We start from the raw sequence: 20,630 nt of genomic DNA, 5'->3' as shown, positions 1-20,630 counted from the left end.
GAGCGACGGGAGGGGCCCGGGTCCGCGGAGTCGGCGCCGCTGCCAGAAGGGCCGGTAAGCGCTCACCCCGCAGGCTCAACGCCCACCCGGGCCCCTCCCGCACCGCCGCCGCGGAGCCGGGGACGCGCCCTGGACGGTGCCACCGGCGTGCGTTAGCTTCCGGCGCCATGAGACTTCTGCGAACGGGCGTGGGCGTGGGCGTGTGCACGGCGGCTCTGGTGCTCGGGGTCCTCGCGGCCCCGGCCCAGGCGGGCGCGCCGCCCGCCGGCGGGGACGCGCCCGCCCTGTCCGGTCCGCACGGTGCCGGCTGGGCGGTGAAGGACACCGCGACGGACTCCCGGTTCCGCGGGCTGGCGGCGGTGAGCCGGACCACCGCCTGGGTGGCGGGTTCCGGGGGGACCGTGCTGCGCACGGTCGACGGCGGCCGCAGCTGGCGGAACGTCTCGCCGCCCGGCGCGGTCGCGGAGCGGCTGGAGCTGCGCGACATCGAGGCCTTCGACGCGCGGCGGGCGGTGGCCCTGGCCATCGGGGAGGGCGAGGCCTCCCGGGTGCTGCGGACCGAAGACGGCGGAGCCACCTGGGCGGAGGCCTTCCGCAACCCGGACCCGCGCGCCTTCTACGACTGCCTGACCTTCTTCGACGCGCGCAACGGGCTGGCGATGAGCGACCCGGTGGACGGGAAGTTCCGCATCCTGTCCACCGGCGACGGCGGGCGCAGCTGGCAGGTGCTGCCGGACGCGGGCATGCCCGCCGCCCTGCCGGGCGAGGCCGGCTTCGCCGCGAGCGGCCAGTGCCTGGCCGCCGCCGGCCCGCGGGACGTGTGGCTGGCCACCGGCGGCGGGGCGAGCGCCCGCGTCCTGCACTCCGCCGACCGCGGCCGGACCTGGCGGGTCGCGCAGTCCACCCTCCCGGCCGGCGACCCGGCCCGCGGAGTCTTCGCCCTCGCCTTCCGGGACCGCACGAGGGGACTCGCGGTCGGCGGCGACTACCGCGCCGGGCAGCCCTCGCCGCAGGCCGCGGCGGTCACCTCGGACGGCGGGCGCACCTGGCGCCAGGCCGCGGCCACGCCCCCGGCGTACCGGTCGGGCGCGGCCTGGTACCCGTACGGCGCGGCCACGGCGTTCGCGGTGGGGCCCACCGGTACGGACGTGACCACGGACGGGGGCCGCAGCTGGCGGGCGCTGGACACCGGCTCGTACGACACGGTCGACTGCGCGCCGGACGGCGGCTGCTGGGCGGCGGGGGAGAAGGGCCGGGTCGCCCGGCTGGAACGCCGCTGACCGGCCGGGCCGCGGCGCTCGACCCGGGACCACGGGCCGAGCGCCGCGGCCGACGGGGTGCGCTGCGGTCCGGCCGCAGCGGCCGTCCGGTGCCGTGCGGCCGTCACGCGCCCGCGGGGCCCGTCACGGCGCCGGTGTCTCGCGCACCGTCGACAGGTCCGCCGACGTCTTCGTGGCGATGAACTCCGTGATGCGGTAGGCGCACACGCCCGCCACCGTGAAGGGGTCCTCGGCCGCGATCCTCTCGACCTCCGCGCGGGACACCCCGCCCGCCAGGATCACGCCCCCCTCGCGCGGGACCTTGCGGCCCGAGGCGAGGAAGACGCCGGCGGCGTAGTAGCCGTCCAGCCAGGCGACGTGGGCGTCCATCTCGTCCTCGACGGCTTCGACGGGCGCGGTGTAGGTGAGCTCCATGACGAACATGATCGCCAGGCTACTCTCGCACCATCATGACGACAGCGAAGACCCCCGCCGACGAGGCCGAGGCCCGGGCGATACAGGACGTACTGCGCCACCGGGTCGTGCTCGCCGAGCCCGGACCGCCGCCCGGCAGGGGGCTCGTCGCGGGGGTGGACGTGGCCTACGACGACGCCCGCGACCTCGTGGCCGCCGCGGCCGTGGTCCTCGACGCCGCCACCCTGGAGGTGGTCGAGGAGGCCACCGCCGTCGGGCGCGTCAGCTTCCCCTACGTGCCCGGCCTGCTCGCCTTCCGCGAGCTGCCGACCGTACTGGAGGCCCTCGGCGCCCTCACGGCCGCGCCCGGCCTCGTGGTCTGCGACGGCTACGGCCTCGCCCACCCGCGCGGTTTCGGCCTCGCCTGCCACCTCGGGGTGGTCACCGGGCTGCCGGCCATCGGGGTCGCGAAGAACCCCTTCACCTTCACCGCCGACGAGCCGGGCCCGCGCCGGGGCGACGCGACCGCGCTGCGGTCGGCCGACGGCACGGAGGTCGGCCGGGCGCTGCGCACGCAGGACGGGATCAAGCCCGTCTACGTCTCCGTGGGCCACCGGGTGTCGCTGGAGAACGCCTGCGCCCACACCCTCGCCCTGAGCCCCCGCTTCCGGATCCCCGAGACCACCCGGCACGCCGACTCCCTGTGCCGCCGGGCCCTCGGGGAAGCCTCCTGAGCCGGCGGCGCGGGAGCCGGAGCCGCCGCGTCCGCCGGCTCCGTCCCGGCGAACCGCAGGTCCGTCGGCGGGTGCGGGGCGGGGCCGCCGGTCAGCGGGCGTGCGCCACCCGGAAGGTGATGCCGGCCTTCTGGAGGCGGCCGGTGAGCGCGTCGCCCATCGCCACCGCCGTCGTCACCTGGCCGGCCGTCTCCGGCAGGGTGTCGTAGGCCAGGCAGAGCGCCGACTCGGCCAGCATCTTGGCCGTCTCGCCGTAGCCGGGATCGCCGCCGGACACCTCCGTGAACACCCGCCGCCCGCCGCCCTCCCCGACGAACCGCACGGTGAACCAGCTGCGCGCCCGCCGCTCCGCGTCCGGCCCGCGGCCCGGCTCCCAGCGGCCCATCAGCCACCGCCGGGCCGCCGGAACCTGGGCCAGGGCCACCGTCGCCCCCAGCGCGGCCGTCCCGCCCACGGCGACGGCCAGGTGCTTGACCGAGGCGTAGTGCCGGTAGCGGAAGTCCGGGCCGTACCGGTCCAGGGCCGCCGCCGAGCGGGTCACGATCCGCGGGTCCAGCGAGGTCAGCGGCAGCGCCCAGGTGCCGGTCTCGCGGCTGAACCGGGGAGCGCCCACCGGTCCGCGCACCCGCCGCCCGGGCAGCCGGGGCTCGTACAGCCGGCGGGCGCGGGCGGCCGCGAGATTCTGCGGGCCGCGGCTCAGCGCGGTGAGCGCGGAGGCCAGGGTGCCGCCGGAGAGGAGGGCGTTGGAGCGCATGAAGCCGTCGACCGCCAGCGGTACGCCCTCGGGGAGCTGACGGACCGTGAAGTAGGCGCCGAGGTCGGCCGGGACGGAGTCGAAGCCGCAGGCGTGCACGATCCGGGCGCCGGTCTCGCGGGCCCGCGCGTCGTGTTCGACGTACGTCCGGTCCACGAATTCCGGCTCGCCGGTGAGGTCCACGTAGTCGGTGCCCGCTTCCGCGCAGGCCGCGACGAGCTCGGCCCCGTACCAGACGTACGGCCCCACGGTGGTGGCCAGCACCCGGGTGGAGGAGGCCAGTTCGCGCAGGGCGGCGGCGTCGCCCGCGTCCGCGCGCAGCAGCGGCAGATCGGCGTGGGCCGGGTCGATCGCGGCCAGCCGTTCGCGCAGCCGCTCCAACTTCGCCGGGTCCCGGCCCGCCAGCGCCCACCGGCAGCCCGCGGGGGCGTGCGCGGCGAGGTACTCGGCCGTCAGCGCTCCCACGAAGCCGGTGGCGCCGAAGAGCACCACGTCGTAAGCACGTTCCCGATCCATCCGGCGAACCCCTTCGTCCGTCCCCGCGCGGCCCGGCCGCGTCCGTCGGCCGAGGCTAACGCGCGCCCGGCCCGTCCGCGCGGGCGGGCCCGCACGCGCCGGCGCCCCGGGCCGGCCGCGAGGGCCGGGCCGGGGCGTCCGCTCGCCCCGCTCGGGCCGGACCGGCGAGCGGGAGCCGGCCCAAGGGCTTGTGCGGAGTGCGGCAGATTCCTAGCATCACTGGTGTTACATCAGTTGTGTCACACAGTCGTACGCAGTCGTACACCGGATGCTGGGGGCTCGATGGCAGTGACAGGGAACGGTCCGCTCGCCGGGGTGCGTGTCGTCGAACTCGCGGGCATCGGGCCCGCGCCGTTCGCCGCCATGCTCCTCGCCGACCTGGGGGCCGACGTCGTCCGGGTGGACCGCCCGGGCGGGGGAGGGCTCGCGGTCGACCCCGCCTACGACCTCACCAACCGCACCAAGCGTTCCGTCCTCGTCGACCTCAAGTCCGCCGACGGCCCCGCCCGCGTCCTGGACCTGGCCGACCGGGCCGACGTGCTCGTGGAGGGCTTCCGTCCCGGGGTCGCCGAGCGGCTCGGCGTCGGGCCCGCCGAGTGCCACGCCCGCAACCCCGCCCTGGTCTACGGCCGGATGACCGGCTGGGGCCAGGACGGCCCGCTCGCCCACACCGCCGGGCACGACATCGCGTACATCGCCGTCACCGGCGCCCTCGGCATGATCGGCGCGGCGGGGCAGGCCCCGGCCGTCCCCGCCAACCTGGTCGGCGACTACGCGGGCGGTTCGCTCTACCTGGTGATCGGCGTCCTCGCCGCCCTCCAGCACGCCCGCACCGGCGGCTCCGGCCAGGTCGTCGACGCGGCCATCGTGGACGGCACCGCCCATCTGACCGCGATGATCCACGGCATGATGGCCGCGGGCGGGTGGCAGGACCGGCGCGGGGCGAACCTGCTCGACGGCGGCTGCCCGTTCTACGGCACCTACGAGACCTCCGACGGGCAGTACATGGCGGTCGGCGCCCTGGAGCAGCAGTTCTACGACACCTTCACCGACCTGCTCGGCATCGCGGACCGGGCGCCCGCGCGCAAGGACCCGGCGCGCTGGGGGGAGCTGCGCGAGGTCGTCGCCGCCCGCTTCAAGTCCCGTACGCGCGCGCAGTGGACGGAGGTCTTCGAGGGCACCGACGCCTGCGTGGCGCCCGTGCTCTCGCTGCGCGAGGCCCCGCACCATCCGCACCTCGCCGCCCGCGGCACCTTCACCGACGCCGGCGGATTCGTCCAGCCCGCCCCCGCGCCGCGCTTCTCGGCGACCCCCGCCGCAGCGCCGGGAAGCCCCGCGCTGCCGGGCGCGCACACCCGCTCCGTGGCCGCCGACTGGGACGTCCCGTCGCTGCTCGGGGAGGAGTCCTGATGGAACCGTCCACGATGCTCGCCGTCACCACCGTCACCACCGTCGGCCCCGAGCCGGCCCGCACGACCGAAACCGTCAGGAACTGGCTGTGAGGAGCCGTCCATGAAGCGCCAGATCTTCGACGCCGACCACGAGGCGTTCCGCGGGACCGTCCGCACCTTCCTCGCCAAGGAGGTGCTGCCCCACTACGAACAGTGGGAGAAGGACGGCATCGTCAGTCGCGAGGCCTGGCTCGCCGCCGGCCGGCAGGGGCTGCTGGGCCTGGCCGTCCCCGAGGAGTACGGCGGCGGCGGGAACCCCGACTTCCGCTACGCGGCCGTGATCGCCGAGGAGTTCACCCGGGCGGGCGCGCCCGGGCTCGCCATCGGCCTGCACAACGACATCATCGGGCCCTACCTGACCTCGCTGGCCACCGAGGAGCAGAAGCGGCGCTGGCTGCCGGGCTTCTGCTCGGGCGAGACCATCACGGCCATCGCCATGACCGAGCCGGGCGCCGGCTCCGACCTCCAGGGCATCCGGACGACGGCCGAGGACCGCGGCGACCACTGGGTGCTCAACGGGTCCAAGACGTTCATCTCCAACGGCATCCTCGCCGACCTGGTCGTCGTGGTCGCGAAGACCACCCCCGAGGGCGGGGCGCGCGGCCTGTCGCTGCTGGTCGTCGAGCGCGGCGCGGAGGGCTTCGAGCGCGGCCGCAACCTGGACAAGATCGGCCAGAAGGCCCAGGACACGGCCGAGTTGTTCTTCCGCGACGTGCGCGTGCCCAAGGAGAACCTGCTGGGCGAGCGCGACGGCGCCTTCGTCCACCTGATGACCAACCTCGCCCAGGAGCGGATGGGCATCGCCATGGCCGGCATCGCGGCGGCCGAGCACCTGCTGGAGATCACCACGGCGTACGTCAAGGAGCGCGAGGCCTTCGGCCGGCCGCTCGCCAGGCTCCAGCACATCCGCTTCGAGATCGCCGAGATGGCCACCGAGTGCGCCGTCACCCGTTCCTTCCTCGACCGGTGCATCGCCGACCACGCCGCCGGGGAGCTCGACCACGTCCACGCCTCGATGGCGAAGTGGTGGGCGACCGAGCTCCAGAAGCGGGTGGCCGACCGCTGCCTGCAACTCCACGGCGGATACGGATACATGACCGAATACCGGGTGGCCCGGGCCTTCACCGACGGCCGCATCCAGACCATCTACGGCGGTACGACCGAGATCATGAAGGAGATCATCGGCCGCTCCCTCCTCGGCTGAGCCGTCCCGGCCGTCCCGGCCGTCCCGGTCGCCCCGACGCCTCCGGTTCCCGGCCCCGCCGGCACGCCCCTCGCACCCTTCCCCGCACGCCCCGGACCCCTTCGAAAGGCTTGACCAGTGAGCACCGAAGCTTACGTATACGACGCGATCCGCACCCCGCGCGGCCGCGGCAAGGCCAACGGCGCCCTGCACGGCACCAAGCCGATCGACCTGGTCGTCGGCCTCATCCACGCCCTGCGCGAGCGCAACCCCGGCCTGGACCCGGCCGCCATCGACGACATCGTGCTCGGCGTCGTCGGCCCGGTCGGCGACCAGGGCTCCGACATCGCCCGCATCGCGGCCATCGCCGCCGGACTCCCGGACACCGTCGCGGGCGTCCAGGAGAACCGCTTCTGCGCCTCCGGCCTGGAAGCCGTCAACCTGGCCGCCGCCAAGGTCCGGTCCGGCTGGGAGGACCTGGTCCTCGCGGGCGGCGTGGAGTCCATGTCCCGCGTGCCGATGGCCTCCGACGGCGGCGCCTGGTTCGCCGACCCGATGACCAACTGGGACACCGGCTTCGTCCCGCAGGGCATCGGCGCCGACCTGATCGCCACCATCGAGGGCTTCTCCCGGCGCGACGTGGACGAGTACGCGGCCCTCTCCCAGGAGCGGGCCGCCGCCGCCATCAAGGACGGCCGCTTCACCCGCTCCGTCGTCCCCGTCACCGACCGCAACGGCCTGGTCGTCCTGGACCACGACGAGTTCGTCCGCCCCGGCACCACCGCGGACACCCTCGCCAGGCTGAAGCCGTCCTTCGCGGACATCGGCGACCTCGGCGGCTTCGACGCCGTCGCCCTGCAGAAGTACCACTGGGTCGAGAAGATCGACCACGTCCACCACGCCGGCAACTCCTCCGGCATCGTCGACGGCGCCTCGCTCGTCGCGATCGGCTCCCGCGAGGCGGGCGAGCGGGGCGGCCTCACCCCCCGCGCCCGGATCGTCTCGGCGGCCGTGTCCGGCTCCGAACCCACCATCATGCTCACCGGCCCCGCACCGGCCACCCGCAAGGCCCTCGCCAAGGCCGGGCTGACCATCGACGACATCGACCTGATCGAGATCAACGAGGCCTTCGCCGGCGTCGTGCTCCGCTTCGTCAAGGACATGGGCGTCTCCCTCGACAAGGTCAACGTCAACGGCGGCGCCATCGCACTGGGCCACCCGCTCGGCGCCACCGGCGCGATGATCCTCGGCACCCTCGTCGACGAACTGGAGCGCCAGGACAAGCGCTACGGGCTCGTCACCCTGTGCGTCGGCGGCGGCATGGGCGTCGCCACCATCGTCGAACGGAGCTAGGCCGTCTCTTTCGGATCGTGCCGGGCCCGCGACGCCTGGCACCGTGCCTGGCCGCACTGCCGAGGCGACCACGTACGTCCCGTACGCGAGCGCCCCGGCAGCACGCCCAGGCACGGCACCAGACGCCGCGGGCTCGGCCGACAAGATCCGAAAGAGACGACCTAGTCGTGCGGCGCAGCGCCCGCCCGACCCCCGCGTAACGCCCGGGCCGGCCCCCGGCCCCTTCCGCCCGGCCCCGCCGAACGAGACCTCCACGGAGAGACCCACCCATGACCGAGACCCGCACCATCCGCTGGGAACAGGACGAGACCGGCGTCGTCACCCTGGTCCTCGACGACCCCGACCAGTCCGCCAACACGATGAACCAGGCCTTCAAGGACTCCATCGCCGCGATCGCCGACCGCGCCGAGGCCGAGAAGGACTCCATCCGCGGCATCGTCTTCACCTCCGCCAAGAAGACCTTCTTCGCGGGCGGCGACCTCAAGGACATGATCCGGCTCCGCCCCGAGGACGCTCGGCTCGCCTTCGACACCGGTACCGAGATCAAGGCCTCGCTGCGCCGCATCGAGACCCTCGGCAAGCCCGTCGTCGCGGCCATCAACGGGGCCGCCCTGGGAGGCGGTTACGAGATCGCCCTCGCCTCCCACCACCGGATCGCCCTCGACGCGCCCGGCTCGAAGATCGGCCTGCCCGAGGTCACCCTCGGTCTGCTGCCGGCCGGCGGCGGCGTGACCCGGACCGTACGGCTCATGGGCATCGCCGACGCGCTGCTCAAGGTGCTGCTCCAGGGGACCCAGTACAACCCGAAGCGGGCCCTGGAGAACGGCCTGGTCCACGAACTGGCCTCCACTCCCGAGGAGATGCTCGCCAAGGCCCGCGCCTTCATCGACGCGAACCCCGAGTCGCGGCAGCCCTGGGACGTGCCCGGTTACCGGATTCCCGGCGGCACCCCGTCGAACCCGCGCTTCGCCGCCAACCTCCCGGCCTTCCCGGCCAACCTGAAGAAGCAGCTGAACGGAGCCCCCTACCCGGCCCCGCGCAACATCCTGGCCTGCGCCGTCGAGGGCTCCCAGGTGGACTTCGAGACCGCGCTGACCATCGAGGCCCGCTACTTCACCGAGCTGGTCACCGGCCAGACCGCGAAGAACATGATCCAGGCCTTCTTCTTCGACCTCCAGGCCGTCAACGCCGGCCGCAGCCGCCCCGGGGGCGCGTCCCCGCGCACCGTCCGCAAGGTGGCCGTCCTCGGCGCCGGCATGATGGGCGCCGGCATCGCCTACTCCTGTGCCCGCGCGGGCATCGAGGTCGTCCTCAAGGACGTCACCGCCGAGGCCGCCGCCAAGGGCCGGGCGTACTCCGAGAAGCTGCTCGACAAGGCCGTCGCCCGCGGCCGTACGACCGAGGCCCGGCGCGCCGAGCTGCTGGGCCGCATCACCCCGACCGCCGACCCCGCCGACCTCGCGGGCTGCGACGCGGTCATCGAGGCGGTCTTCGAGGACACCGCGCTCAAGCACACGGTGTTCCAGGAGATCCAGGACGTCGTCGCCCCCGACGCGCTGCTCTGCTCCAACACCTCCACCCTGCCGATCTCCGGGCTCGCGGACGGCGTCGGGCGCCCCGCCGACTTCATCGGCCTGCACTTCTTCTCGCCCGTGGACAAGATGCCCCTGGTCGAGATCATCAAGGGGGAGCGGACCGGCGACGAGGCCGTCGCCCGCGCCTTCGACCTGGTGCGCCAGATCAACAAGACCCCGATCGTGGTCAACGACTCACGCGGCTTCTTCACCTCGCGCGTCATCGGCCAGTTCATCAACGAGGGCGTGGCGATGGTCGGCGAGGGCATCGAGCCCGCCTCCGTCGAACAGGCCGCGGCCCAGGCCGGCTACCCGGCCAAGGTCCTCTCCCTGATGGACGAGCTCACCCTCACCCTCCCGCGCAAGATCCGGGTCGAGACCCGCAAGGCCTTCGAGGCCGAGGGCCGCAGCTGGGCCGAACACCCCGCGGACTCCGTCATCGACCGCATGGTCGACGAGTTCGGCCGCCCCGGTCGCAGCGGCGGAGCGGGCTTCTACGCGTACGACGAGGCCGGCCGGCGCGACGGCCTCTGGCCCGGCCTGCGCGAGCACTTCACCAAGCCCGGCCACGAGATCCCCTTCGAGGACATGAAGGAGCGGATGCTCTTCTCCGAGGCGCTGGACAGCATCCGCTGCCTCGACGAGGGCGTCCTCACCTCGGTGGCCGACGCCAACATCGGCTCCATCATGGGCATCGGCTTCCCGGCCTGGACGGGCGGCGTGCTCCAGTACGTCAACGGCTACGCGGGCGGCCTGCCCGGCTTCGTGGCCAGGGCGCGCGAGCTGGCCGAGACGTACGGCGAGCGCTTCGCCCCGCCCGCCTCGCTCGTGGAGAAGGCCGAACGGGGCGAGACCTACCGGGACTGACGGGCATCGGCCGGCCCGGTGCGGGGAGCGCCACCCGCACCGGCCCGGCCGCCGCCGGGTGCCCCCGCCGCACCGCCCGGCCGGTTCACCCGTGAACGCCGTCCCCGCGCCCGTCCCCGTCTCCGCGCCCGTCCTCGTCGCCGGAGACGAAGGCCGCCCGCAACTCCTCGCGCAGCGACCGCTGGAAGGCCGTCACCAGGGCCTGCACCACCATCGGCTGCATGTGCGCCGACAGCGCCTTCATCGACTCCACCCGCTCCGGGTCGCTCTCGTCCCGGGTGAACGGCCCCCACACCTCGTCCCGGAACAGCGCCGTCAGCTCGTGCGCCGCCGACCGCGTGTGATCCACCAGCACCCGCCGCGCCGCCAGGATCGTCTCGTGCGCGATCGGCACGTCCAGCAGCGCCACCCCCAGCCGCAGCAGCCCCACGTCCACCCGGAACCCGTCCCCGGAGGCGGCGAGCACGTTCATCGCCGTCAGCCGCCGCAGATCGGTGTCCGACAGGCTCCGCCCGGCCCGCTTCTCCAGCTCCGCCCGCGAGGCCTCCCGCGCCGCGTCCGGTGCCCAACTGGCCACCATGGCACGGTGGATGGCCAGGTCGTGTGCGCTCAGGTCGTCGGGCAGCGCGTCCAGGTACCGCTCGATGGCGGACAGCGTCATGCCCTGGTGCTGCAACTCCTCGATCAGGGCCAGCCGGGAGAGGTGCTCGGGCCCGTAGTGGCCCACGCGACGAGGGCCGATCACGGGAGGGGGCAAAAGGCCGCGCGTGCTGTAGAACCGTACGGTGCGGACGGTGACGCCCGCCCGGGCCGCCAGCTCGTCCACGGTGAGCATCGGCTCGGGTGCCTGGTCGGCCATCGTCTGCGCCTCGCTCTCTGCTCCACAGCTTGGGTTCAACAGTATTGCTGTCGCACCAACGATGTGAAACGGCCAGGAGCTGCCCATGCCCACGAACCTGCGACTGCCCGGACGACCCGAAGAGACCACCCTGCCCGCCCTGCTCGCCCGCAACGCCGCCGAGCACGGAGAACTGCCGGCCCTCTCGTGGCGCGCCGGCCGCGCCCCCGGCGAGTGGACCACCCTGAGCTGGACCGAGGTCCGCCGCCAGGTCGCCGTCCTCGCCTCCGGGTACGCCGCCCTCGGCGTCGGCCGGGGCGAGCGCGTGCTGCTGATGATGGGCAACCGCCCCGAGCACTGGCTGAGCGACCTGGCCCTCGTCCACCTCGGCGCCGTGCCCGTCACCGTGTACGGGACCTCCGCGCCCGAGCAGATCGCCCACATCGCCCGCCACAGCGGGGCCCGGATCGCGGTCGTCGAGGGTGCCCGCGAGGTCGCCCGCTGGGAACCGCTGCTCGCCGACGCCGGTGTCCCGCTGGAGCGGCTGGTCGTGGCCGACGCCGCCCAGGCCGGCCCGCACGGCAGCTACGCCTCCCTCTACGCGGGCGGCGCCCGGGTGCACGCCGCCGACGCCTTCGAGAAGGCCTGGCGGGAGGTGCGCCCCGAGGACCCGCTGACCGTCGTGTACACCTCCGGCACCACCGGCGACCCCAAGGGCGTCCCGCTCACCCACCGCAACCTGCTGCTCCAGGCCGTCCGGACCGACCGCCGGGTGGACCTGCCCGAACACGCCGAGCACATCTGCTACCTGCCGTTCGCGCACATCGCCGAACGCGTCCTGGGCATCTACCTGCCCCTGCTGCGCGCCGCGCACGTACGGCTGTGCGCCGACCCGACCGCCGTGGCCGGCGTCGTCCGCGAGCTGCGCCCGGTGCAGTTTTTCGGGGTGCCGCGGGTCTGGGAGAAGCTCGCCGCCTCCGTCCGGGCCGTCCTCGCCCTGCTGCCCGAGGAACAGCGGTCCGCCATCGAGGCCGCCAACGACCTGGCCCGCACCCGCGCCGGCCACCTGGAGCGCGGCGAGGAGGTCCCGGCCGAGGTCGCGGCCGCGTACGCGACGGCGAAGGAACGGGTGCTGGACCCGCTGCTCGCGCGGGCGGGCATGGACCGGCTGGTGTGGACGGCCAGCGCGACGGCCCCGATGCCGATCGACGTGGTGCGCTTCTGGGCCGGCTGGGGCATCACCATCATGGACGCCTGGGGACTCACCGAGACCTCCGGCGTGTGCACGGTCAACAGCCCGGACGGCTTCCGGCTCGGCTCGGTGGGCCGGCCGATCGAGGGGCTGGAGCTGAAGGTCGCGCCGGACGGCGAGGTCCTCACCCGGGGCGCGACCGTCTTCGGCGGCTACCTGCGGCCCGACGGCTCGCTGGAGGACGCCTCCGACGCGGAGGGCTGGTTCCCGACCGGGGACGTCGGCCGCATCGACGAGGACGGGTTCCTCTGGCTGACCGACCGCAAGAAGGAGCTGATCATCACCTCGAACGGCAAGAACGTCTCGCCGGCGCTGGTGGAGAACACGGTCAAGGAACACCCGCTGATCGGACAGGCCCTGGTCCACGGCGACGGCCGCTCCTACCTCGTCGCCCTGCTCGTCCTGGACCCGGAACTGGCCCCGGCCTGGGCCGCCGCCCGCGGCATCGGGACCACCGCCCCCGCCGAGCTGGCCGGACACCCCGCGGTCCGGGAGGAGATAGCCCGCGCCGTCGCGTCGGCCAACGCCCGGCTCAACCGCACCGAGCAGATCAAGCGGTACCGCGTCCTGACCGAGGAGTGGGGCCCCGAGAGCGGCGAACTGACCCCCTCGCTCAAGCTGCGCCGCAGGGTGGTCCGCGCGAAGTACGGGGCGCTGATCGAGGGGCTGTACGAGGAGCCGTACGAGGAGCCGTACGACGAGCGGGTGGATCAGCCGCACGCAGAGCCGTACGGGGACCCGCACCGGGGCGGGTAACCCGTACGGCCCCGGTCCGGTGGGCGGGGGGCCGCCCGCCGGACCAGGGTGGGGGGATGTCGACACGTACCGATCCCTGCCGCCGGGCCGAGCGAGGCCAGGTGATCGCCGATGGGCGTGCTGCGTGACAATCCGGAGTTCGCCCTCTTCCTCTGTCTGGCCGTCGGCTACCTCGTCGGCAAGATCCGCGTGGGCCCGATCACCCTCGGCGGCATCTGCGGCACCCTGATCGTCTCGCTGCTGCTCGGCGCCTGGGCGACGATCCAGATCGACGCGGACGTCAAGACCATCTTCTTCGCGCTGTTCATCTTCGCCCTCGGCTACATGGCCGGACCCCAGTTCTTCGCCAACCTCAACCGCAAGAGCCTGCGCTTCTTCGCTCTCTGCGGCATCGAGCTGGTCTCCGTCCTGGCCCTCGCGTACCTGCTCGCCAAGGCCTTCGACCTGGACGTGGGCACCGCCTCGGGCATCCTCGCCGGCGCGGCCACCGAATCCGCCGTCGTCGGCACCGCCACCGAGGCCATCGGCAAACTGCCCGGCCTGACCGCGGAGCAGATCAGCACCTACCAGGGCCACGTGGCCACCGCCTACACGGTCTGCTACCTCTTCGGCCTCGTCACCATCGTGATCTACACCAGCCAGATCATGCCGATGCTGATGCGCATCAACCTGCGCGACGCCTCCCGCGAGCTGTGGGAGAAGATGCGCGGGGGCGGCGGCAGCCTGGAGAGCGACGAGCGCGAGGCCCTGCCCGGGCTCGTCGGGCGCACCTACCTGGTCACCCACGCCGACGGCCGCACCGTCGGCGACCTGGAATCGAGCCTCGGCGGCCGGGTCACCGTCGAGGCCGTACGGCGCGGATCGAAGAACCTCACCCCCGCGCCCCGGCTGGAGCTCACCCTCTCCGACCTGGTGCTCATCGTCGGCCGCCGGGCCAACGCCATCGAGGCCGGCCGCCAGATCGGGCCCGAGACCTCCGGCATTCCCGGCCTCGACACGGCCCTGGCCACCAGCCAGATCGCCGTCACCGACCGCTCCGTGTCCGGCAAGTCCCTGGACGGCATCCAGCGCGAGCACCCCGAGTTCGCCCGCGACGGGGTGTACGTCACCGACGTGCTGCGCAACGACCAGCACCTTCCCGCCACCCCCGACACCGTGGTCCAACGCGGCGACGTCCTCACCCTGGTCGGCGCCCGCTCGGGCCTGAACCGGATCGTCGAGAAGATCGGCACCGTCGCCAAGAACGACGCCACCGACTTCATCTACCTCGGCTTCGGCATCGCGTTCGGCTCGCTCCTCGGCCAGATCGTGGTCCGCTTCGGCGGGGTCCCGCTCTCCCTGGGCACCGGCGGCGGCTGCCTGATCTCCGGACTGCTCTTCGGCTGGTTCCGCTCCCGCCGCCAGACCTTCGGGGCCTTCCCCCCGCAGGCCGCCGCGACCATCAAGGACATGGGCCTCGCGGTGTTCATCGCCTGCACCGGGCTGACCTCGGGCCCGCAGGCGTGGCCGCTGCTCAAGGAGTACGGGGCCCTGCTGCCCTTCGCGGGGATCGCCATGGTCCTCGTACCGGCCACGCTCTCGCTGTTCGTCGGCCGCAAACTGCTGAAGATCGAACAACCCCTGCTCATCGGGGCCATCGCCGGCCAGCAGTGCTCCACCCCGGCCATCACCTCCGTCACCCAGGTCGCCCAGAGCTCCGTACCGATGCTCGGCTACACGATCACGTACGCCCTCTCCAACTTCCTGCTCCCGCTGACCGGTCCGATCCTCGTCGGCATCCTCGGCGCCTGACCCGGACCCCGGACCCAGGGACGGTCACACATGATCGACTTCCTCAACCGGAACATCTTCCAACCCCACCCCGAACTGCTCGTCTTCATCACCGTCGCCATCGGCTTCCTCTTCGGGAAGCTCCGCTGGAAGGCGATCGCCCTGGGCGCCGTCACCGGCTGCCTGGTGGCCGGGCTGCTGCTCGGCGCCCAGTTCAAGGTGACCATCGACGCCACCCTGAAGAACCTCTTCTTCACGATGTTCCTGTTCGCGCTCGGCTACAAGGTCGGCCCGCAGTTCTTCCGCGGCCTGAAGAAGGACGGCCTGCCGCAGGTCCTCAACGCCGTCATCGTCTGCGTCACCGGCCTGCTGGTCTGCTGGGGCTTCGCCGTCTTCCTCGGCTACGGCCCCGGCCTCGGCGCCGGACTGCTCGGCGGCGCGCTCACCCAGTCCGCCGTCATCGGCGTCGCCCAGGACGCCATCGGCAACCTGCCGGGCCTCTCCGCCGACCAGGTCAAGGAGCAGGAGAACCTCGTCGCCGTCGGGTACGCCGTCACCTACCCCCTCGGCACCATCCTGTGCGCCATGCTCCTGGCCAACGTGCTGCCCCGGCTCTACCGCCGCGACCTCGCCGCCGAGAGCGCCCAGCTCGCCCGCGAGCTCGACGCGCCCAGCGACGACCCCGACCTCCACGAGGGCTACTACGAGGTGGTGCTGCGCGCGTACACCATCCAGCGCCCCGACCTCGTCGGCCGCACCATCGAGGACTTCGAGCAGCAGCAGACGTCGCTCGGCCGCCGCGTCTACCTCACGCGGGTCCGCCGCGACGGCGCGATCCTCGACCACACCCAGCAGACCGTGCTGCGCGAGGGCGACGTGGTCGCCGTCAGCGCCCTGCGCGGCTCGCTCGTCGCGTTCGACGCCCGCACCCACATCGGCATGGAGACCGACGACGTCGAACTGCTGGGCTACCAGACCGAGACGCTGCACGTCGTCGCCTCGGAGAAGGCCCAGCTCGGCAAGACCGTCGCCGAGCTCCGCCAGGAGCCGTTCATGGTCGGCGTGTACGTCGACAAGCTGTACCGGTCCGGCGCGGAGTTCCCCTACCGGCTGTCCACGCAGGTCGAGCGCGGGGACACGCTGGTGCTGTCCGGGCCGCGCAGGCTGGTGCGGCCCGCCGGGACGGCCATCGGCAAGCCCGTCCCCACCAGCTTCGCCACCGACATGATCTGGGTCGGCCTCGGCATCTTCCTCGGCGGCTGCCTCGGCATCCCCGCGCTCACGGCCGGCGGGGTCCCGATCTCGCTGTCCACCTCGGGCGGCGCGCTGATCATGGGCCTGGTCTTCGGCTGGATCCGCGGCCGGTACCCGACGTACGGCAACGTACCGCCCGGCGCCCAGTGGTTCATGGACACCCTCGGGCTCTGCCTGTTCGTCGCGGTCGTCGGCCTCAACGCCGGCCCCAGCTTCACCAGCGGCCTCGCCTCGGCCGGCTGGGGGCTGCTGCTCTTCGGCGCGATCGCCACCCTGATCCCGCTGATCGTCGGCTTCCTCGTCGGACACCACCTGCAGAAGATCCGCTTCCCGATCCTGATGGGCGTCCTGGCCGGCGGACAGACCACCACGGCCGCGATCGGCGCCGTCAACGAGCAGTCCAAGTCCCAGGTCCCGGTGCTCGGCTACACGATCCCGTACGCCATCAGCAACGTGCTGCTGACGATCTGGGGCGCCGTCATCGTCCTCCTCAACCACTGACCCGCCGCACCACCGCACCGGGGTCGGCTCCCGCCCCCGCGACGACAAAGGACCAGCACCGTGCCCGAGACCAGCTTCAGCCGCGAGGAGATCCAGTCCTTCGCGCAGCTCAGCCCGTTCGAGCTGAAGGACAAGTTCATCCAGCTGGCCACCGCCGCCCAGGCCGACAAGCCCGGACAGAAGGAGACCACCGCCCGCGCCATGCTCAACGCGGGCCGCGGCAACCCCAACTGGATCGCCACCGGCCCGCGCGAGGCGTTCTACGCGCTCGGCTACTTCGCGCTCGACGAGTCCCGCCGGGTGTGGACCGCCGACAACCTCGGCGGGATGCCGGAGAAGCGGGGCATCGGGGGCCGGTTCGACTCGTGGGTCCGCCGCCACCCCGACCTGCCCGGCGTCGAACTGCTCGAACGCTGCGTGGCGCACGCCCTCGACCGCTTCGGCTTCGACAAGGACGCCTACGTCCACGAGCTCACCGACGCGATCACCGGTGACAACTACCCGGTGCCCGACCGGATGCTCGTCCACGCGGAACAGGTCGTCCGCGGCTACGTCGCCGACGAGATGTTCGACAAGCGGCCCCCGGCCGGCACCCTCTCGCTGTTCGCCACCGAGGGCGGCACCGCCGCCATGTGCTACATCTTCGACTCCCTGATGAAGAACGGCCTCCTGCACAAGGGCGACAAGATCGCCCTGATGACGCCGGTGTTCACCCCGTACATCGAGATCCCCGAGCTGGACACCTTCGAGTTCGAGGTGGTCAACGTCCAGGCGAGCCTCTTCGCCGAGACCGGCGTACGGCAGTGGCGCTATCCGGAGGAGGAGGTCGCCAAACTCGCCGACCCCTCCGTGAAGCTGGTCTGCCTGGTCAACCCCAGCAACCCGCCGTCGCTCGCGCTCAGCCGGCGGGTCGCGGACCAGATCAGGGACATCGTGGCCACCGCCAACCCCAACCTGCTGATCGTCACGGACGACGTGTACGGCACCTTCGTCCCCGGCTTCCGCTCGATCGCCGCCGACCTGCCCCGCAACACCCTGCTCGTGTACTCGTACTCCAAGCACTACGGGTGCACCGGCTGGCGCCTCGGCGTCATCGGCCTGAACGAGGACAACGTCATCGACGAGATGATCGCCGCCTTCCCGCAGGAGCAGAAGGACCGGCTGGCCAAACGGTACGGCACGCTCAGCCTGGAGCCGGAGAAGATCCGCTTCATCGACCGGATGGTCGCCGACTCCCGCTCGGTGGCCCTCAACCACACCGCCGGACTCTCCCTGCCGCAGCAGGTCATGATGAGCCTGTTCTCGCTGTTCGACCTGCTCGACGAGGGCCAGGCGTACAAGGAGCGCATCCGGCAGATCGTCCACCGGCGCCTCGACCTCCTGCTGGAGGGCGCCCGGATGAAGATCTCGCATGACGACCAGCGGGCCGGCTACTACATCGAACTCGACCTGCTGGCCGAGGCCGAGCGGGTGCACGGCAAGGAGTTCGCGACGTACCTGGCGAAGAACTACGAGCCGGTCGACCCGCTCTTCCGGCTCGCCGAACAGACCTCGGTGGTGCTGCTCAACGGCGGCGGGTTCGACGGCCCCGAGTGGTCGGTGCGGGTCTCCCTGGCCAACCTCGACGACCTGGACTACCTGCAGATCGGACACCACCTGCGGGCGATCTTCCAGGACTACGCGGCCGAATGGGAGCGCGCGAAGTCCGCGGGCTGAACGGCCCCGCCCGTGCCCCCGTCCAGCGGCGCCCGGCGGACGGCGGCCGTCACCGGGCCTCCTCCACGTGCCCGCAGCGGGAGCAGATCCACAGGTCCCGCTGCCTCCACATGGTCTGCCGGCAGAGCCCGCAGCCCTTGGTGTGGATGCCGTGCGGGCCGTACGGGGGCGGGTCGGGCGTGGTGGCGGCGTACTCGACGATCCGGGCGCGCAGCCGGTCGTCGTGGGTGGCCGCCATGCGGAGGAGACGGGCTACTCGGGAGCGGGCCTCGTCGGCGAATTCGGTGGTCATCTCCGGCGCAGGGTAGCCCGTTCCCCCACGGCCGGGTGCGCGCGTTGCCCTGGATGGCCCATACGAGTGCACTCCGTCAGCCCTCGGAACCACCGATCGACGGCGGCACGGCGGCCTGGCCGGGGGTCCCCGCGGGCTCACTCGGTCTGCCCGCGTGCTGCCCACGTCGGCGTCGTGACACCGCCTTGCCCCGCCCCGGCGGGGGGATTGCCGACCGGGGCAGTCTCATCCCCGCAGGGCTCCGAGCCGGTCCTTGAAGAGGACCCCAGCGGCGTACGTCGCAGCCTCCTCAGACGGCGCGTACACCTCGATCAGGTGGTGCGAGCGCGCCTTCAGCTCGGCCGCCCACGCCAGCGCGTGCTGCTGCGCGGACCGGCCGCACTGCTGCGGCTCGCCCGGCAGACACAGCGGCAACGGCCGACCGAGCTTGTTGACGGCGTGCCGGACCTGCCCGGCGATGGCCGCCCACTGCTCCTCGGTGCGTTCCAGGCCGGGTGGTGCCGGCCAGCTGAGGATGGCTTCGCCGTGCGGGTCCATGTCGTGTCCTCCAGGTGGGGTTGGCTGGCGGTGATCGTAGCGGTGGCGAGCGGGGCTTCCTGCGGGTCGCAGTGCCCCACGGAGGGGACGCACGGGCCGCAGGGCCCGCACATCGGGAGGAACTGCGGCGGCGTGCAGGCGGCGGCGCCGGGGCCGTGGACGGCGGCGATGTCGGCGCGGGCCTGGGCCAGGCGTTCGCCGGTCCAGATGTCCGTGAGGGGCTCGGCCTTGACGTTGCCGACCTCGATGAACCGGCCGAGGACGCAGGGCCAGACCGCGCCGTTCGGGCCGATCGCGCACTTTTCGTGTGCGCAGTGCCCGCACAGGTCCTTGATCTGCGGGTGGGCTCCGGCGCTGGCCCGGCCGAATGCCCGGATGCGGTCGCCGCCGACCTGCCGGACGCCGATCCCCTGGAGGTCGGTCACCGCCTGCAGCGCGCGTTGGCCCTCGCGGAGGGAGACGACGCCGCCGCGGATCGGGATCCCGAGGTCGACGGCGCGCTCGATGTTCGCGCGGGTCTTGCGGTGGGCGCCCCGGAGCTGGGTGATCGAGTCGTGCTCGGCGGCATCGTCGCTGTAGTAGCTCGTGGCCAGCTTCGCGCCGTGCACGGTGATGGCTTCCCGGACCTCGGGCCGGATGTGCGTCATGTTCGAGAAGATCTCGACGCCGAGCCCGCGGCCGGCGGCGTGGCCGATCAGCTCGGGCAGGTGCGGGTACAGGGTGGGTTCGCCGCCGATGAGCTGCACGTCGGCCCCGCCCATCTCGGCGAGCTGGTCGATGACGGACACCCAGTCCGCCACGGTCATCGTCCCGTGGCCCTGGTCGGGGCCGGAGTCGGCGTAGCAGTGGTCACAGCGCTCGTTGCAGAAGCCGGTGACCTCCAGCCACGCGAACCGCAGCGTGGCGGCGGTGTTCTCGGTGGTGGTACTCATGTGGTGCCTCCTCGGTGGTTGGGGAGGTGAACCCGCTCCGGCCGTGGTCCTGGCAGATGCGCGGCCGGGGCGGGGGTTCAGGTGCCGATGACGACGGCGGCGACCGCGGCCAGCACGGCCACGATGATCAGCAGGTGCTTGGTCAGCTCTCTCACCAGCAACGGCCCGAGCGGACGGCCACCGACTCGTTGGCGGGGTCACCGGGCCGACGCCGCCGGCAGCCACTCTCGTGGAGCACGGCTCCGCCCTCCGGGCCCCCGATCGGCAGCGGCGAGGCGCGGCAGACGGGGCACCGCGACGGGTCGGGCTCGTCGTCCTCGTCGTCGAAGGGCCCGCTCATGCCGTATCCCCGGTCGTGGGCGGGCAGGAGTAGACGTCGAAGTCGAGGGGGTACCCGCCGTCGTGGACCAGGGCGACGCCGCGGTGCACGCGGGCCGCGGGTAGCGACTCCCCACACGCGACGCACGCCCGGCCCTGGAGCTGTTCCGTGGACAGGCGGCCGGTGGGCGGGACCGGAACGTCCTGGCAGTGGGTCGTGGTGGCCATCACAACTGGGCGCCGCTCGTATCTGAGTGGCCGGTGACGCACCGTTTGATGGGCCAGGTCGCCTCGGAGCCGCGGACGGTGACGTCCCCGGCCGGGACGAGCGGACTGCCGACGGCCCCGCAGTCCCAGCA

Annotated in this window: 17 protein-coding genes; 10 read left to right on the top strand and 7 right to left on the bottom strand. The window is 73.1% G+C overall.

What is annotated here, in order from left to right; translation table 11 throughout:
• Positions 1-167: 167 nt before the first annotated feature.
• Positions 168-1,280 (top strand): WD40/YVTN/BNR-like repeat-containing protein, encoded by a 1,113-nt coding sequence (locus CP968_RS06535; protein WP_229886087.1) that lies wholly within the window; start codon positions 168-170, stop codon positions 1,278-1,280.
• Between the two features lie 123 nt (positions 1,281-1,403).
• Here the strand turns inward: CP968_RS06535 and CP968_RS06530 are convergent, their stop codons facing one another.
• The gene (locus CP968_RS06530; protein ID WP_150517090.1) at positions 1,404-1,703 is read right to left on the bottom strand and encodes a YciI family protein; all 300 of its coding nucleotides are present in this window, start codon (positions 1,701-1,703) and stop codon (positions 1,404-1,406) included.
• Between the two features lie 26 nt (positions 1,704-1,729).
• On the opposite strand from CP968_RS06530, the gene CP968_RS06525 reads away from it, so the two are divergent.
• Positions 1,730-2,407, top strand: coding sequence for an endonuclease V (locus CP968_RS06525; protein ID WP_150517089.1), 678 nt, complete (start codon positions 1,730-1,732; stop codon positions 2,405-2,407).
• A gap of 91 nt (positions 2,408-2,498) precedes the next feature.
• Here the strand turns inward: CP968_RS06525 and CP968_RS06520 are convergent, their stop codons facing one another.
• Complete coding sequence (locus CP968_RS06520) at positions 2,499-3,677, bottom strand: saccharopine dehydrogenase family protein (RefSeq protein WP_150517088.1); 1,179 nt, start codon at positions 3,675-3,677, stop codon at positions 2,499-2,501.
• Between the two features lie 282 nt (positions 3,678-3,959).
• On the opposite strand from CP968_RS06520, the gene CP968_RS06515 reads away from it, so the two are divergent.
• The 4 genes from CP968_RS06515 (at position 3,960) to CP968_RS06500 (ending at position 10,105) form a co-directional block, all read left to right on the top strand.
• A complete protein-coding gene (locus CP968_RS06515) occupies positions 3,960-5,087 on the top strand; it encodes a CaiB/BaiF CoA transferase family protein (RefSeq protein WP_150517087.1) in 1,128 nt (375 codons plus the stop codon).
• A gap of 102 nt (positions 5,088-5,189) precedes the next feature.
• On the top strand, positions 5,190-6,332 hold the full coding sequence (locus CP968_RS06510) for an acyl-CoA dehydrogenase family protein (protein WP_150517086.1): 1,143 nt from the start codon (positions 5,190-5,192) through the stop codon (positions 6,330-6,332).
• A gap of 117 nt (positions 6,333-6,449) precedes the next feature.
• A complete protein-coding gene (locus CP968_RS06505; RefSeq protein ID WP_150517085.1) occupies positions 6,450-7,664 on the top strand; it encodes an acetyl-CoA C-acetyltransferase in 1,215 nt (404 codons plus the stop codon).
• Between the two features lie 269 nt (positions 7,665-7,933).
• Complete coding sequence (locus CP968_RS06500; protein ID WP_150517084.1) at positions 7,934-10,105, top strand: 3-hydroxyacyl-CoA dehydrogenase NAD-binding domain-containing protein; 2,172 nt, start codon at positions 7,934-7,936, stop codon at positions 10,103-10,105.
• A gap of 85 nt (positions 10,106-10,190) precedes the next feature.
• Here CP968_RS06500 and CP968_RS06495 read toward each other — a convergent pair whose 3' ends face one another.
• Entirely contained in the window at positions 10,191-10,964 is a 774-nt protein-coding gene (locus CP968_RS06495) for a MerR family transcriptional regulator (RefSeq protein ID WP_150517083.1), read from the bottom strand.
• Between the two features lie 85 nt (positions 10,965-11,049).
• On the opposite strand from CP968_RS06495, the gene CP968_RS06490 reads away from it, so the two are divergent.
• The 4 genes from CP968_RS06490 (at position 11,050) to CP968_RS06475 (ending at position 18,192) form a co-directional block, all read left to right on the top strand.
• Positions 11,050-12,951, top strand: a complete 1,902-nt coding sequence (locus CP968_RS06490; RefSeq protein WP_150517082.1) for an AMP-dependent synthetase/ligase — start codon at positions 11,050-11,052, stop codon at positions 12,949-12,951.
• 111 nt (positions 12,952-13,062) lie between these two features.
• On the top strand, positions 13,063-14,742 hold the full coding sequence (gene aspT, locus CP968_RS06485) for an aspartate-alanine antiporter (protein WP_150517081.1): 1,680 nt from the start codon (positions 13,063-13,065) through the stop codon (positions 14,740-14,742).
• Positions 14,743-14,772: 30 nt separating this feature from the next.
• Positions 14,773-16,476: an aspartate-alanine antiporter gene (gene aspT / locus CP968_RS06480; RefSeq protein WP_150517080.1), complete on the top strand. Its 1,704-nt coding sequence runs from the start codon at positions 14,773-14,775 to the stop codon at positions 16,474-16,476.
• Positions 16,477-16,536: 60 nt separating this feature from the next.
• A complete protein-coding gene (locus CP968_RS06475; RefSeq protein WP_150517079.1) occupies positions 16,537-18,192 on the top strand; it encodes a bifunctional aspartate transaminase/aspartate 4-decarboxylase in 1,656 nt (551 codons plus the stop codon).
• A 49-nt stretch (positions 18,193-18,241) separates the two neighbouring features.
• Here CP968_RS06475 and CP968_RS06470 read toward each other — a convergent pair whose 3' ends face one another.
• The 4 genes from CP968_RS06470 to CP968_RS06450 all read right to left on the bottom strand — a co-directional run bounded on the left by CP968_RS06470 (position 18,242) and on the right by CP968_RS06450 (position 20,499).
• On the bottom strand, positions 18,242-18,484 hold the full coding sequence (locus CP968_RS06470) for a hypothetical protein (protein WP_150517078.1): 243 nt from the start codon (positions 18,482-18,484) through the stop codon (positions 18,242-18,244).
• A gap of 332 nt (positions 18,485-18,816) precedes the next feature.
• Entirely contained in the window at positions 18,817-19,953 is a 1,137-nt protein-coding gene (locus tag CP968_RS06460) for a radical SAM/SPASM domain-containing protein (RefSeq protein WP_229886089.1), read from the bottom strand.
• Between the two features lie 151 nt (positions 19,954-20,104).
• Positions 20,105-20,293, bottom strand: a complete 189-nt coding sequence (locus CP968_RS06455; RefSeq protein WP_150517076.1) for a hypothetical protein — start codon at positions 20,291-20,293, stop codon at positions 20,105-20,107.
• A complete protein-coding gene (locus tag CP968_RS06450) occupies positions 20,290-20,499 on the bottom strand; it encodes a hypothetical protein (protein WP_150517075.1) in 210 nt (69 codons plus the stop codon). The genes CP968_RS06455 and CP968_RS06450 overlap by 4 nt, the downstream gene beginning before the upstream one ends.
• Positions 20,500-20,630 lie beyond the last annotated feature (131 nt).

The sequence above is a fragment of the Streptomyces subrutilus genome (assembly GCF_008704535.1).
Classification (GTDB): Bacteria; Actinomycetota; Actinomycetes; order Streptomycetales; family Streptomycetaceae; genus Streptomyces; species Streptomyces subrutilus.
This window is presented reverse-complemented; position numbering and strand designations above follow the sequence as displayed.

Bases quoted from the DNA above. Each gene is read 5' to 3' on its own strand.
- CP968_RS06535 (WP_229886087.1), top strand. From the start codon at position 168: ATGAGACTTCTGCGAACGGGCGTGGGCGTGGGCGTGTGCACGGCGGCT.
- CP968_RS06530 (WP_150517090.1), bottom strand. From the start codon at position 1,703: ATGTTCGTCATGGAGCTCACCTACACCGCGCCCGTCGAAGCCGTCGAG.
- CP968_RS06525 (WP_150517089.1), top strand. From the start codon at position 1,730: ATGACGACAGCGAAGACCCCCGCCGACGAGGCCGAGGCCCGGGCGATA.
- CP968_RS06520 (WP_150517088.1), bottom strand. From the start codon at position 3,677: ATGGATCGGGAACGTGCTTACGACGTGGTGCTCTTCGGCGCCACCGGC.
- CP968_RS06515 (WP_150517087.1), top strand. From the start codon at position 3,960: ATGGCAGTGACAGGGAACGGTCCGCTCGCCGGGGTGCGTGTCGTCGAA.
- CP968_RS06510 (WP_150517086.1), top strand. From the start codon at position 5,190: ATGAAGCGCCAGATCTTCGACGCCGACCACGAGGCGTTCCGCGGGACC.
- CP968_RS06500 (WP_150517084.1), top strand. From the start codon at position 7,934: ATGACCGAGACCCGCACCATCCGCTGGGAACAGGACGAGACCGGCGTC.
- CP968_RS06495 (WP_150517083.1), bottom strand. From the start codon at position 10,964: ATGGCCGACCAGGCACCCGAGCCGATGCTCACCGTGGACGAGCTGGCG.
- CP968_RS06490 (WP_150517082.1), top strand. From the start codon at position 11,050: ATGCCCACGAACCTGCGACTGCCCGGACGACCCGAAGAGACCACCCTG.
- aspT (WP_150517081.1), top strand. From the start codon at position 13,063: ATGGGCGTGCTGCGTGACAATCCGGAGTTCGCCCTCTTCCTCTGTCTG.
- aspT (WP_150517080.1), top strand. From the start codon at position 14,773: ATGATCGACTTCCTCAACCGGAACATCTTCCAACCCCACCCCGAACTG.
- CP968_RS06470 (WP_150517078.1), bottom strand. From the start codon at position 18,484: ATGACCACCGAATTCGCCGACGAGGCCCGCTCCCGAGTAGCCCGTCTC.
- CP968_RS06460 (WP_229886089.1), bottom strand. From the start codon at position 19,953: ATGAGTACCACCACCGAGAACACCGCCGCCACGCTGCGGTTCGCGTGG.
- CP968_RS06455 (WP_150517076.1), bottom strand. From the start codon at position 20,293: ATGAGCGGGCCCTTCGACGACGAGGACGACGAGCCCGACCCGTCGCGG.
- CP968_RS06450 (WP_150517075.1), bottom strand. From the start codon at position 20,499: ATGGCCACCACGACCCACTGCCAGGACGTTCCGGTCCCGCCCACCGGC.